13 protein-coding genes are annotated in these 12,929 nt (G+C 55.1%); 7 read left to right on the forward strand and 6 right to left on the reverse strand.

The genetic code is table 11. The features are described 5' to 3' along the window. The first annotated feature begins 29 nt into the window (after window positions 1–29). The 6 genes from IM700_RS00100 to IM700_RS00125 all read left to right on the forward strand — a co-directional run bounded on the left by IM700_RS00100 (window position 30) and on the right by IM700_RS00125 (window position 6,159). Complete coding sequence (locus IM700_RS00100; protein WP_155606721.1) at window positions 30–701, forward strand: TetR/AcrR family transcriptional regulator; 672 nt, start codon at window positions 30–32, stop codon at window positions 699–701. A 181-nt stretch (window positions 702–882) separates the two neighbouring features. Next, entirely contained in the window at window positions 883–1,185 is a 303-nt protein-coding gene (locus IM700_RS00105; protein ID WP_193415783.1) for a hypothetical protein, read from the forward strand. Window positions 1,186–1,272: 87 nt separating this feature from the next. After that, a complete protein-coding gene (locus tag IM700_RS00110) occupies window positions 1,273–2,013 on the forward strand; it encodes a response regulator transcription factor (RefSeq protein WP_193415781.1) in 741 nt (246 codons plus the stop codon). Beyond that, on the forward strand, window positions 2,010–3,095 hold the full coding sequence (locus IM700_RS00115) for a sensor histidine kinase (RefSeq protein ID WP_155606718.1): 1,086 nt from the start codon (window positions 2,010–2,012) through the stop codon (window positions 3,093–3,095). Before IM700_RS00110 ends, IM700_RS00115 begins: the two co-directional genes overlap by 4 nt. A 15-nt stretch (window positions 3,096–3,110) precedes the next feature. After that, the gene (locus IM700_RS00120; RefSeq protein ID WP_193415780.1) at window positions 3,111–4,391 is read left to right on the forward strand and encodes a molybdopterin-dependent oxidoreductase; all 1,281 of its coding nucleotides are present in this window, start codon (window positions 3,111–3,113) and stop codon (window positions 4,389–4,391) included. A gap of 358 nt (window positions 4,392–4,749) precedes the next feature. Next, window positions 4,750–6,159 (forward strand): deoxyguanosinetriphosphate triphosphohydrolase family protein, encoded by a 1,410-nt coding sequence (locus tag IM700_RS00125; RefSeq protein ID WP_193415778.1) that lies wholly within the window; start codon window positions 4,750–4,752, stop codon window positions 6,157–6,159. 51 nt (window positions 6,160–6,210) lie between these two features. On the opposite strand, the gene IM700_RS00130 is transcribed toward IM700_RS00125, so the two are convergent. The 4 genes from IM700_RS00130 to IM700_RS00145 form a co-directional block, all read right to left on the reverse strand. Beyond that, on the reverse strand, window positions 6,211–6,780 hold the full coding sequence (locus IM700_RS00130; protein WP_193415777.1) for a thymidine kinase: 570 nt from the start codon (window positions 6,778–6,780) through the stop codon (window positions 6,211–6,213). 104 nt (window positions 6,781–6,884) lie between these two features. After that, window positions 6,885–7,670, reverse strand: a complete 786-nt coding sequence (locus IM700_RS00135; protein ID WP_193415775.1) for a hypothetical protein — start codon at window positions 7,668–7,670, stop codon at window positions 6,885–6,887. A gap of 156 nt (window positions 7,671–7,826) precedes the next feature. Further along, complete coding sequence (locus IM700_RS00140) at window positions 7,827–9,119, reverse strand: MFS transporter (protein WP_239483466.1); 1,293 nt, start codon at window positions 9,117–9,119, stop codon at window positions 7,827–7,829. 64 nt (window positions 9,120–9,183) lie between these two features. Beyond that, complete coding sequence (locus IM700_RS00145; RefSeq protein ID WP_193415773.1) at window positions 9,184–9,645, reverse strand: MarR family winged helix-turn-helix transcriptional regulator; 462 nt, start codon at window positions 9,643–9,645, stop codon at window positions 9,184–9,186. A gap of 238 nt (window positions 9,646–9,883) precedes the next feature. On the opposite strand from IM700_RS00145, the gene IM700_RS00150 reads away from it, so the two are divergent. After that, a complete protein-coding gene (locus IM700_RS00150; RefSeq protein WP_193415772.1) occupies window positions 9,884–11,335 on the forward strand; it encodes a serine hydrolase domain-containing protein in 1,452 nt (483 codons plus the stop codon). Between the two features lie 13 nt (window positions 11,336–11,348). On the opposite strand, the gene IM700_RS00155 is transcribed toward IM700_RS00150, so the two are convergent. Further along, the gene (locus IM700_RS00155) at window positions 11,349–11,912 is read right to left on the reverse strand and encodes a 5' nucleotidase, NT5C type (protein ID WP_155606712.1); all 564 of its coding nucleotides are present in this window, start codon (window positions 11,910–11,912) and stop codon (window positions 11,349–11,351) included. Window positions 11,913–12,070: 158 nt separating this feature from the next. Next, entirely contained in the window at window positions 12,071–12,919 is an 849-nt protein-coding gene (locus IM700_RS00160) for an NAD-dependent epimerase/dehydratase family protein (protein ID WP_193415770.1), read from the reverse strand. Window positions 12,920–12,929: the final 10 nt, after the last annotated feature.

Here is a 12,929-nt window from a genome sequence, read left to right on the forward strand (position 1 = left end):
CGATACGAAGGGAAAGGGGAGAGGCCTCTATGTCGAATGAGAAAGAGCAGTGGCTGGAGGACTTGATCCGGTTGACGGAAGAAGAGGACACAGAGAAGAAAACGGAGAAGCAGATCAAAATTTTGGAGGCGGCGACGGAGATTTTTGCGGAGAAAGGGTATGCGGCCACCTCCACCAGCGAAATCGCGCAAAAGGCCGGGGTCGCGGAAGGAACGATTTTCCGCCATTACAAGACCAAAAAGGATTTGCTGTTGTCCATCGCCGGGCCGATCGTGATCAAGCTAGTTGCGCCGTTTCTGCTTCGGGATTTTGCCAAAATGCTCGATCTGCCGTACGAGCGGGCGGAGGACTTTTTTCGCGCGTTGGCCAAGGACCGTTTCAAGTTCGTCCGCGAGAATATGCGGATTATCAAAATACTGATTCAGGAGGTCCCGTTTCAGCCAGAGCTGCTGGAGCAGGTGAAAAACCTGGCGTCCGAGATTGTCTTTCAACGAATCCAGAGAGTTGTTTTACATTTTCAGGAAAAAGGTCAGTTGGTTGAAGCGCCGCCATGGCGGATCGCCAGAACCGGAGCCAGCGTGATGATCGGGATGATTCTGGTGCATGTGCTGATCGTGCCGGATTTCCCTTTTGACGAAGAGGAAGAAATTGAACGCACTTTGGATCTGCTGATGTACGGCATCGCCGGCCGTTCCCAATAAATGTTGTGAATGATAACCCGTTTCAGGCATAGCCTGAGGCGGGTTTTTCCTTGTAAGGCCGTGTTGTAACAATTTCGTAAGGCTTTTCTAAGAATTTCGCAAGCGGTTCGTTCTTGGATGGTTAGCATTGTTCGTTAAGATAAGAGGCGAACGAGTCCAAATGACGAAAGGAAGAGGAACGATGAAGAAAATCGGTGTCATCTTGCTGCTTGGAACTATGCTGACATTAGCGGCTTGCGGGGCCAAGAACAACGACATGAACAAGGAGAACATGAACGATGGGGCCAATGCCTCGACGGAAATGAGCGGTACCGCCGGAAATAGCGAAATGAAGGACGACGGAATGAGCGAGGGCACGATGGGAGAAGAGACGAAGGACGATGGAATGAGCGAGGACATGATGGGTGATGAGATGAAGGACGGCGAGATGAAGGATGGGAATATGACCGATCAGGAGATGACCGACAGCGAGACGGGCAAATAACGGAAGAGGTCGTATCCCAGCTAACAACGCGATATAATGTGATTAATGATACAGGAAGAACTTTCCACAGGCCAGGGGGCAATATGGGTGAGCGCCAAAATTGTAGTTGCCGACGATGAACAAAATATTACGGATGTCTGCCGCCGTTATCTAGAGCGGGAGGGCTGGACGGTTTGGGTTGCCGCTGACGGGGACGAAGCGCTGCGACATTGGGAGCATCATCATCCCGACTTGTTGGTGCTGGATCTCATGATGCCGAAGCTTGGCGGTCTTGAGGTGTGCGACCGGATTCGGCAGCAGGAGGATACGCCGATCATCATGCTGACGGCCCGCGGCGAGGAAGCCGACCGGCTGTTGGGTCTCACCATGGGAGCGGACGATTATCTGACCAAACCGTTTAGTCCCCGTGAGCTGGTCTTGCGCATCAAGAATATTTTGCGGCGATCCGGCATTCAGGCAGGAGCAACTGCAGCGGCGGAACCCCGGAATATCACCGGCGAAGGGGGAGTAGAGCCAGTAATCGCGTTTGACGGTCTGGAGATTTATCCGCAGGAGCGACGGGTATTGATCAAGGGAGCCGAAGCGGATTTGACGATGAAGGAATTCGATCTGCTGCATCTGCTCGCGAAGTATCCGGGCAAGGTGTTCTCGCGCAGCCAGCTGCTAAACCAGGTGTGGGATGTCGCGTATGACGGCGATACAACGACGGTGACCGTTCATATCCGGCGGCTGCGGGAAAAAATCGAAGCCAACCCTTCTGCCCCGGACTGGATCAAAACGGTGTGGGGCATTGGCTACAAGCTCGAAGCAAGGGGGCAGGAGCGATGAAGCTGCGGTCCTACCTCCTGCTGGCCAACCTGGTCAGCATCGCGATGATCATTCTGCTGCTGCTGGCGTTTTATCGATATATGCTGCTGAATAGGGAGCAATTTGTCTGGCTGACGATCGCTTCGATCGGCGCGGGTTTGGTATCGGCGCTGCTGCACTTCGTGTTGGTACGGCCGCTGGAAGCCTCGGTTAAGCGGATCGGCGAAGGGGCAAGACGTATTGCTGAAGGCGATTTGAAGGCACGGGTCGAGTATACCGGGTTGAAGGAGTTCCGCCAGTTGGCCGATCAGTTCAACCACATGGGGGACAGCCTCGAGGCCAGCTTCAATCGAGTTTCGGCGGCGGAGGCTGCACAACGCGAATTGGTCGCCAACATGGCTCATGACTTGAGAACGCCGCTCGCTTCGGTTCAGTCCTACGTGGAAGCGCTGGAGGACGATGTCATACAGGATGAGGCCGCCTTCCGCCGATACTTGACCACCATTCGGACGGAGACGGTACGGCTTGGGGAGCTGATCCAGGATTTATTGGAGTTGTCGACGCTGGAGTCGGCAAGACTGGAAGCGGAGGAGCTTCAGCTCTCGATCGCGGAGGACGTCCTCGTCGAGCTGCTGCCGCGTTTCGCCAAGCCTAGCGAAGCGAAGTCGCTGCAGTTGGCGGTGCAGTTGCCCGATCGGCCCCTAAAGCTCCGAATGGCGCCCCGGCACCTAGAACGAGTGCTGCAAAACCTGCTGGAAAATGCCGTAAGGCATTCTCCCCAAGGCGGGACGATTACGTGCTCGGCGATGGAGATCTCCGGCAGCCAAGAGGGTAAGAGGGTGCGGTTTACAATTACGGATCAAGGTGCGGGCGTCCCTCCTGAAGAGAGGGTTCGAATCTTCGAACGGTTTTACCGCTCCGATCGTTCCCGCAGCCGGGATAGCGGAGGCGCCGGCCTGGGGCTGTCTATCGCCAAGCGGCTGGTGGAACAATATGGCGGAGAGATCGGCGTGGATGAAGCGGAGTCGGGGGGCAGTGCGTTTTGGTTCACGGTGCTGGAGGCCGGCGATGGCAGGCATGCCGAGGCGGATTCAACGAATTGAGGAGGCGGTGGAGCAATGAAGGGTATCCTGGAAGGCCTGCGTAAGGGTTTTGGCAAAAAACTCGTCGCCCTGCATGCCTGGAACGGCTGGATCGTCGTGATTCTGGCCCTGACAGGGCTGCTGCTGGTCGGCGGGTTTTGGCGCGGTTTGCTGGGCGAGGGTCGGGTTTGGCTGAAATGGCTGCATATCGCGGTAGGCATCGCCTCGATCCTCCCGGTCTTGTATTACCTGCTGTTAGCGGGGAAGCACTGGAAGCAGTTGCGTCAGAAGCCCTGGCAGCGATTTAACGTGATTATGGTCCTCGCATTGCTGTTGGGCTGGTTTGGCTCGGGCGTGCTGCTGTGGCAGTTCAAAGCGGTGGGGCCAAGGGTGTCCAATGCGGCACTGACCTTGCATGACTTATTGACCTGGATCGGGTTGCCGTATATCATCTACCATTCCTTAACCCGGACAAAATGGCTGAAGGAACCAGCTAGATGGTCGATTCAGCCTGAAGTGCGTCCTGCCGCCGCAGGCAAAGAGGCGGAGACAGGAGCCAAACAACCTCAAGGGCCAACGTCTCCCCAACCGGTCTACACCCGCCGAGCTTTTATCCGCGGGGCGATCGGCGTCGGGCTGGCGGTAACGGTCGGACCAACCTTTCTCAAATGGCTGGGCAGCTCTCTCGGCAGCATCGGCGGCACGAGTACCGTCGACCGGCTGCTAGAGGAGAATGCCAATCGGCTAGTTCCGAATCCGGTGCCGCTGCCGGCCTCCGCGCAGGTTGTTGGCGGCGGGGCGCAGGGACATTTTCGCGTCTATACGGTGACGGATATCCCGTCCTTCTCCAACGAGAACTGGTCGTTTACGATCGACGGTTTGGTGAACAACAAGTTCAAGTGGGGTTGGGAGGATTTTCTCAAGCTGGAGCGTACGGTGCAGGTCAGTGATTTTCACTGTGTCACAGGCTGGTCGGTGTACAAGAATACTTGGGAGGGGATTCCGTTGCGAGTGCTGCTCAAGAAAGCCGGCGTGAAGCCGGGCGCCCAAACGGTGAAGTTCTATTCGGGGGACGGCGTATACACCGATACCCTCACTTTGGAACAGGCGGACCTAGAAGATGTCATGGTAGCGGTGATGCACGACGGTAAGCCGATTCCGAGCGACTTGGGGGGGCCCGTAAGGCTGATCGTTCCTAAAATGTACGCCTACAAGTCGGTGAAGTGGTTGACACGAATCGAGCTGATCGAAGGGGAGCATGTCGGATATTGGGAGCAGCGCGGCTATTCCAATGATGCGTGGGTGGGACTGAGCTGATAGATCGTATAGTAAAAAGAAGCCGGATACTCCTTTCAGGGGGCCGGCTTTAATTGATTTCATCTATCCGTTCCCTTTCTTTGAGGATTATCCCGTTGCATCAGGCAACAGCCTCACTCTCGATTCCCCCAATTCTGAACGAAAGGGATAATCGTGCAAAGGAGGTGTGAGAAGATACTACCCACTCTGTTATTGACCATCATTATCAATGATACGGAGGAAATGGCTGAACTGATAGCCCCGCGATGCGGGGTTGTTTTTGTGTGATTCAACAAATTTTAGACCCGGCGCTTTATGTTCCGGCTACGGACGGCTACAATAACAGAAAAGAGAGCAAGCGATAAGGAGTGCAAGAGCCATGAACATCCAGGAACTAAGGGAGCACCGCCAATACCCGGACAATATCGGACATGAAAATAACCGTGCCACCTTCGAACGCGATTATTCGCGGTTAATCCATTCCCCAACCTTCCGCCGGCTGCAAGGGAAGTCGCAAGTGTTTGGGGCCGGTACGGGCGATTACTATCGGACCCGACTGACCCATTCGCTGGAGGTCGCGCAAATCGCCCGGGAAGCAGCGCGAAGCCTGCTGCGCGCGTATCCGGAGCTAGCGGTCGATCGAGCCCGGCACCCGGGCTTGGTCATCGATCCGGAGGTGGTGGAATGCGCCGCGATTTGCCATGATTTCGGGCACCCTCCGTTTGGGCACAAGGGCGAAGAGGTGCTGGACCAAATTTTGGAGAAGCTGATCGAGGAGAAGGTACGGACGGCCTTGAAAGGCAAACTACCAACTCCGGGGGAAGAGCAGCAGACCCGGGAGGCGCTCCGGCGAAAATACGAGCATTTCGAAGGCAACGCCCACAATTTCCGGCTGATGATGTTCCTGGAGAAGCGGGAAAACATCGACGGTCTGAATTTATCCGATGCGGTGCTGCTCGGAACGAATAAATATCCGTATCCCGGTACGATCAACAAGAAGGGACTTTATCTGCATGAATGGGAGTACATCTCCTCCATCCGCGACCGATGGGGCATTCCGGAGGGCAAGAAGACGTTTGAAGCGCAGTTGATGGACCTTTGCGACGATATCGCCTATTCGGCCCATGATCTTGAAGACGGCGTCAAGGCGGGGAAAATCGAGGTGCACGAGCATTTTCTCAAGGATTCAAATATTCAGCGGTTGATTGTCGAGAAAATCATGACTTTGGAGGATTCGTTCTGGGTGGGATGGATGCCGGACAAGGTTCAGGTTAAGGTGGCTGAGGTCCTGGACGATTTCCTGCGAATATGGAAGGCCAAAATGCCGATTTGCGATCAGGACTATTCCCGCACGCGCCGGGAGGTGAAGGCCTATTGGGTCAGCCTGTTCGTCGGCAGTCTAGGCGTGGTCAAAGACGGGGATTGGCAGAAGGTCACGTTCGTCAAGGAGGGGCAAGAGGATCAGGACATGCTGCGGACGGTCAGCGTGCTGAAAAGCTTCGCCTGGGTCACGATGATCCGCGATTTGCGGGTACAGCGGCTGCAAAAGCGCAGCGCTTGGGTGATCAAGCGTCTGTGGGACGCTTTCGTCGATCCGGAGACGAGCAAATCGATCATTCCCGGCGACTGGCTGCGGCGGTTCGACCGAGACCAGGCCAAGGCCAAGCCGATCTGGACTTGGGAGCATATGATCATCGATTATATTGCCGGCATGACCGACGCCTACGCGGAAAAAATCTACAACGAGCTGTACGGGCTGAAGGTCGGCACGATTTACGATATGGATTAGCGACAAAAAACGGACCGGGTCAATACCGGTCCGTTTCACTTTTGAAAGAAGTTACAGCGGCGGGTTGGTGTGGCATTTGCGGCACACCGGGAAATACGACTCGTTGCCGCCGATTTGGATTTGCTCGCCGGTGTAAACGGGTTTTCCGTTCTCCACACGCAAGTTCATCGTTGCCTTGCGCGCGCAGAACCAGCAGATGGTTTTCATTTCCTCGATTTTATCCGCATAAATGAGCAGCAGGCGACTGCCCTCGAACAGTTGGTTCTGGAAGTCGTTCTTCAGCCCGAAGGCCATGACGGGAATGTCAAGCTCATCAACGATTCGGACCAGCTGCTTAATGCTGTCCTCGCCGAGGAACTGGCATTCATCAACCAATACGCAGTACAGGCGCGGCGTATGATTTTTGACGATATCAAACAGGTTCGTATCCGGGAAAATAGGAATAGCCTGCCGGCGTAATCCGATCCGCGAGGAGACAAAACCAACTTCATCGCGATTATCAATCGCCGAGGTAAAGAGCAATACCGGCTTATTTTGTTCTTCATAATTATGAGCTACTTTCAAAATTTCGATAGACTTGCCGCTGTTCATTGCTCCGTATTTGTAAAATAATTGTGCCAAACGATGACGTCCCCTTCTGTTAGTTCTATCGCAACCATGATGCTCTTTATTCTAGCATATTTCGGTTCGGTTGTTGGATAGGCAAACGCGAAATTTGGAGGAAATCATCGGCCAGCGATCGCCTGTCGTGCCAGATGGCGAATGGCATCGCTTAGCGGACGATTGGCAGGGTACACGCTCTCCAGATAGTCTAATATTCGCAGTGCAGATTCGGGAAGCTGGATATATCCCTGCGTCATCTCAGGAAGCTGCTCTGCGAATCGGGGGAAGCGTTTCTCCACCCTCCGCTCGTTCCCAAACGGGTCGGGGAAGTAATCCACCTCCGGCTCCAGCAGGTGCAGCACACGAAGAATGGAGTCGATCGCGAAAACCTGGACAAACCGGAACGCGGATAACTTTTCGCCACGCATATAGCGCCCGAGGCCGACGTATAGATTGGTCAGCGCTTCGTTTAGCGCATGATCGGCGGATTCGCTGCGGGATGGCGGAATCCGGCCCGTATTGGCGAGGGGGACCACCAGGTCGGCGGCCGAAGCATTTCTCCACACGACCCTGCCGCCGGCATAGGAAATGTCCTTCAGCTCCGGTGCTTCGAATACGGCGAATTCTCCATAGATGCCGTCCTGAAACAGAATTTTATAGCCGTCCGCTGTATTCAGGAAGGAATAGCTCAGCGGATGGGTCTCCTCCAGCCAATCGAGTCTGCGGATGAATCGTTCTTTGCTTCCGGGGGCGACTAGTAGGAAGAAATCCAAGTCCGAAAATTCATCAAGCCGGTCAGTCTCCGCCCCGACAGAGCCCAGACCGAGTAGCAAGAGCGCATCTTCCCGATTTTCCAAAGCAGCCCCAATTTCATTCAGGCGAAACAGCAGTTTATCCTTCGTTTGCATTTAAGAAGAACCTCCTTATAGGCATGCAAAAAAGGGTCCAACCTAACGCTTTCGCGAGGTTGAACCCTAAGGTTACATGGCCTTCATTTGAGAAGAACATACCATGCTCGGTTTGACGGCGTCAAGAGCCTGATGTTCGCAGGAGCAAAAGGAAGGTTACATGGCCATTTCTGCCGCCCGGCTTTGTGCTTTGCGGATTTGCATCGCCATGACCGCAGCCACGAAGCATACGAATCCGGCGATCACGAACGCTTGAGAGTAGCTTCCCAGCCAGTCGCGCAGGACTCCCGCGCCGTACGCGGCCGTGGAGGCACCAATCTGGTGGGCGACGACCACCCATCCGAAGATCATGCCGGATCTCTCTTTCCCGAACGTTTCGCCCGCCAGTTTGGCGGTCGGCGGAACGGTAGCGATCCAGTCGAGGCCGTAGAAGACAGAAAACACGACGAGCATAGCGGGGGAAGCCGAGTTCAGCGCGAACGGCAGGAAAAGTAAGGAGAGCCCGCGCAGGCCGTAGTACCAGAACAGCAGCTTACGGCTGTCGAAACGGTCCGACAACCAGCCGGAAATCGTTGTGCCAAACAAATCGAAGATGCCCATCATCGCGAGAAGTCCGGCGGCGGCAACTTCCAGCATGCCGTGATCTCCGCAGGCGGCGATCAAATGCGTGCCGATGAGGCCGTTGGTCGAAAAGCCGCAGAAAAAGAAGGTGCCAGCCAGCAGCCAAAACGTCGGGTGCTTCATCGCCAGCCGTAAATTATGCAACGGCGCGATCAGGATGTTGCCCCGGAAGGGCTCTGGTTTGACGACTTCGGTCGAGCCATAAGGGGCGGCGCCAACCTCGTAGGGGTGATTACGCATCCAGATCGCGACGGCGACCAGAACGACAACAATGCTGGCGACGGCAAGATACACGGCGTAACGCCAGCCGAGGTCGGATGTCAGTTTTGCGAACAGGGGCAGAAACAGCAATTGGCCGGTCGCCGCACTTGCGGTGAGCAGTCCGATAATTAGTCCTTTCCGCTTGGCGAACCATTGGTTGCTGACCGTGACGCCCAAGACGTTGGCCATCATCCCGGTGGACAAGCCTGAAACGACGCCCCAGAGCAGCTCAAATTGCCATAAGGCATGGATGAACGGAGTGACGGCCAGGCTTAACCCAAGCACAGACAATGAGCAGATAATCACTTTGCGAAAGCCAAAGCGCAGCAGCAGGGAAGCCGAGAAGGGACCGACCAGACCGTACAGGAGGATGCCGATGGAGATGACGCTCGAGATGCTGCCCCGGCTCCAGCCGAATTCATCCTGAAACGGGAGGAGCAGCACGCTTGGCAAGGAGCGAATGCCCGCCGAGACGAGCAAGGTAACAAACGTAAGCAGGACGATAATCCAGCCGTAATAGAAACGTGATTTTGGCCTGATTTCAGGCGAAGGGTTCATCTCATTCATCGTAGGTTTCTCCTCTATTTATAATTTTGTTTGTACACACAAATGTTTTGAGTAAGGAACGGAATTACCGTTCCAATTGCTCGCTAGCCTGTTCTTGCTGCGACGTAAGCAAGTCGGCCAATTCTTCTCCAAGAACGGCCACATAGGAGGCTTTCAGTTTTTTCGAAGCTGCGCGAAGGGAGGGCTCAAGGGAACGGCCTTTATCGGTAGGGTAAACCAGCACGGTTTTCCCTTGGACTTGGCGTTCTACAAGCCCCTTCGCCTGCAGTTTGTCAATAAAACGCGTCAACGTAGACGGCGTGATGTACAGCTTCTCGGACAGCTCCTTTTGCGTAATACCGGGTTTGACGATGACCAGACGGATCAGATAGCCGTAGGCGGGAGCCAAACCCGTCGTCGCAAACGCTTCGTCGGCGATCCGGGTGATCGCTCGGCTCAGACGGTTGGTGGTAAAGTACATGCAGCTATGCAGGAAAGCGTCGTCGGCTTCGGCAGCGGCGGCTGTGTTTTTTGATTCGTTTGCCATTGGTAAAGCCTCCTTTTGAGGATCACTTATCAGAATTTATATTTTGTATGTACAACGAATATATAAAATTGGAGATCTATTGTCAATCCCTTAATAGGCGGACGAATGAAAAAAATTCCACCTTGGGGTTATTCGTTGCAGCAGGGGCCCTAGATGAAGCTTACCAAAGCTTACCGGGCTCCAGCCTATAGGTGTATAATGGGGATGGGGAAAATGCCCAATGAAGGGAGAGGTGGATATGTCCGTCTTTACGGAGAAATCGCTGCCTAGAAAAAGCCTGAAGGAGCTGGGAATCTCAGCTCGGAACGTGAATGACTTTTTAACATACTTGAAAGCGCATTCTATCGAACTGCATAGCTTGATGTTGGTACGGCATGGGCATGTTGCGGCGGAGGGCTGGTGGGCACCTTACGGGCCGGATCTGCCGCATATGTTATTTTCCCTTAGCAAAAGCTTTACCTCCACGGCAATCGGTATGGCCGTACAGGAAGGCAAGCTGAATGTGGAAGATCCGGTCGTCTCTTTCTTCCCGGAGGACGTGCCGAAGGAAATATCGCCGAATCTAGCTGCGATGCAGATCAAGCATCTACTGATGATGGGCACGGGCCACGCCTTCGATACGATGGATCCGCTCGCCAGAGTGAAAGACGGAAACTGGGTGAGGGCATTCTTGGAACAACCCGTTGAGCATCAGCCGGGAACGTTCTTCCTGTATAACACGGGAGCCACCTACATGCTGTCCGCCATCCTGCAGAATGTCACCGGGGAAACGCTGCTTCAATATTTGCAGCCCCGCCTGTTCGAGCCGCTTGGCATCGCCAATCCGACATGGGAGAGCTGTCCACGCGGCATCAATACCGGCGGATTCGGACTCAAGGTAACCACCGAGGATATCGCCAAATTCGGTCAACTTTACTTGCAGAAAGGCCTGTGGGGCGAGCGGAGGCTATTGGAGGAAAGCTGGATTGACGCCGCGACCTCCAAGCAAATCTCTAACGGAGATGGCGGAGACAGCGATTGGGCGCAGGGCTACGGCTACCAATTCTGGCGCTGCCGGCACGGGGTCTATCGGGGGGACGGGGCGTTTGGACAATTTTGTATCGTTCTGCCGGAGCAAGAGGCGGTTCTCGCTATGACGTCCGGCACCAACGATCTGCAAGGTGTATTGAACGGAGTATGGGAGCATCTGCTTAAAGCTTTTGACAAGGGCGAGGGGAGCCTGGCCGACGAGGATGCGGCGGCGGAGAAAGATCTGCAGCATGTACTGGAAGGGCTTTATATAGAGCCGCCTCGAATCGAGCCCGGCTCTGTGCGGGAGGCTGAGCTCGGCAACAGCAATCGTTGCCTGCTGGAACCTAACGCCCTGGACCTGCAAAGCACGCGAATCGAAATTCATGGAGATACGGCCGTGCTGGATATCCAAGACAAACGCGGAGAGCACCGGGTTGAACTCGGTCGGCAGTCTTGGCGACTTGGGCGGACGACGTTGTTCGAAGAGGAGGAGCAGATTGCGGCTTCCTTCACCTGGAAGTCGTCGGACACGCTGCTGCTTAGCATCCAGCGGATTGAGACGCCGTTTCGCTTAAGTATCGAAATCGAATTCCTGGAGGAAGGCATTGAAATTCGCAGCCAGTTCAACGTTTCCTTCGGGGAACCGACCTCGGCACCGATTCGGGGGCATCTAGAGTAAAGGCCGGGTCTCTTTATCTTGCGCTACGCTCGGCTAACAGGCGGTTCACCAATTCACTCATGCCTTCCCATGAGTCCCTCATGAGGAATTGCTCCTGGATTGGCGCATTCCACGGACGGGGGATGCCGATGGTTAATCTTCCGGCTTCTTTGGCAGGGAGCAGATTATGTGGACCGTCATCGATCAGCAGGTCGAAGTCCAGCAGCGTTTTCCGCTTGGCAACGAAGAAATTCTCGAACGGAATAAACGGCATCCAGCGCTGCAGCCAGTTCCATTTCTCCGGAACCGATGACGGTCTGGCGGCCGTAACGATGATTACATCGTGGTCCTTTGCGATCTTGCGCATCTCCTCTACGGTATGCTCATCAAAGATCTCCAGCTCTTCATATAAGCCGGGGCGCCCAAAGAAGAGGTCTTCATTGCATTCGGGATGCCAAATCCCCGTCATGTCGAAGCTGATCATTTGGTCCATGGTCAACTGGCGGTCAGGGAACTGCAAATTGTGATAGTGGATCGCCTTTGGCACGAGGTGGCAGATGGTATCATCCATGTCGATGGCTACGATGTGTTTGCGCATAAATGGGTAATCTCCTGATTGAAGTTGGATTGAAATTCATGACTTCTTCTAAGATATCAGAAAAGTGCGGCTTTGGGGTATAGGAGACTCCATGAAAAAAGACCCGGCTCCGTTGATCGCGGTGCCGGGTCTTTGGCGTATATAGCCGCAGGAGCGGGCTAACCCTTGACTTCATCCCGCCAGAAATGGACGGGCTGCCATCCGAGCAGCTGTTTCGCCTTCTCGTTGCTGAGCAGCGTTTCGTGAGCCTCGAGCGGTGCTCGGAAGTCGCCCACGCCTGGATAACGGGCAGCCATCAGATCCCGGCTGCGAATCGCCATGCTGGAGTCGTCCGCGGCGATGTTCAGCGCTACCGCGCCAAGGCCCTCCGCTTCGACGGCTAGCCGGCAGGCGGTCGCCGCATCGCGCGTGTCGATATAACTCCACAAGATGCGTTCCCGTTCGGCCGGGTCGTGGATGAAGGACGGAAACGACGCATAACGTTCCGGCGGAATCACATTGCCCAGCCGTAGGGATACGATCTGCATATCCGATCGGCGGTGGAACATGTCCGCCGTCAGCTCGTTCACCACCTTGGACAAGCCATAGCTGTCCTCGGGGAGCTGCGGGTGCGCTTCGTCCACCGGTACATATTTAGGGGCGGGCGGATGAATCGCAAAGACGATGCCGTAAGAGGATTCGCTTGATGCGATCACTGCTTTTCGGATGCCAAGCCCCTCTGCAGCTTGCAAAATGTTATACGTGGACATGACATTATTGCGGAAGGTGATCTCCGGCGTGCGGATATGCGCGGCCGGAATCGCAGCCAGATGTACGACCGCATCCGCGCCGGTAAGTGCACTGTAACATTCGCCAAGTTGCTCCAGATCGACGATCAACGTCGGACAAACCGGATCTTCCGAAGGCCGAACGTCCACATTCAACACCTCGTAACCACGTTCGACGAATTCACGTACGACGTAGCGCCCCAGCATGCCGCTCCCGCCGGTAACGACGACTTTAGCCATAGTTGCCTCG

Origin of the sequence: Paenibacillus rhizolycopersici (assembly GCF_014947195.2) — a bacterium.
GTDB lineage: Bacteria > Bacillota > Bacilli > Paenibacillales > Paenibacillaceae > Fontibacillus > Fontibacillus rhizolycopersici.

Bases quoted from the DNA above. Each gene is read 5' to 3' on its own strand.
- IM700_RS00100 (WP_155606721.1), top strand. From the start codon at position 30: ATGTCGAATGAGAAAGAGCAGTGGCTGGAGGACTTGATCCGGTTGACG.
- IM700_RS00105 (WP_193415783.1), top strand. From the start codon at position 883: ATGAAGAAAATCGGTGTCATCTTGCTGCTTGGAACTATGCTGACATTA.
- IM700_RS00115 (WP_155606718.1), top strand. From the start codon at position 2,010: ATGAAGCTGCGGTCCTACCTCCTGCTGGCCAACCTGGTCAGCATCGCG.
- IM700_RS00120 (WP_193415780.1), top strand. From the start codon at position 3,111: ATGAAGGGTATCCTGGAAGGCCTGCGTAAGGGTTTTGGCAAAAAACTC.
- IM700_RS00125 (WP_193415778.1), top strand. From the start codon at position 4,750: ATGAACATCCAGGAACTAAGGGAGCACCGCCAATACCCGGACAATATC.
- IM700_RS00135 (WP_193415775.1), bottom strand. From the start codon at position 7,670: ATGCAAACGAAGGATAAACTGCTGTTTCGCCTGAATGAAATTGGGGCT.
- IM700_RS00140 (WP_239483466.1), bottom strand. From the start codon at position 9,119: ATGAATGAGATGAACCCTTCGCCTGAAATCAGGCCAAAATCACGTTTC.
- IM700_RS00145 (WP_193415773.1), bottom strand. From the start codon at position 9,645: ATGGCAAACGAATCAAAAAACACAGCCGCCGCTGCCGAAGCCGACGAC.
- IM700_RS00150 (WP_193415772.1), top strand. From the start codon at position 9,884: ATGTCCGTCTTTACGGAGAAATCGCTGCCTAGAAAAAGCCTGAAGGAG.
- IM700_RS00155 (WP_155606712.1), bottom strand. From the start codon at position 11,912: ATGCGCAAACACATCGTAGCCATCGACATGGATGATACCATCTGCCAC.
- IM700_RS00160 (WP_193415770.1), bottom strand. From the start codon at position 12,919: ATGGCTAAAGTCGTCGTTACCGGCGGGAGCGGCATGCTGGGGCGCTAC.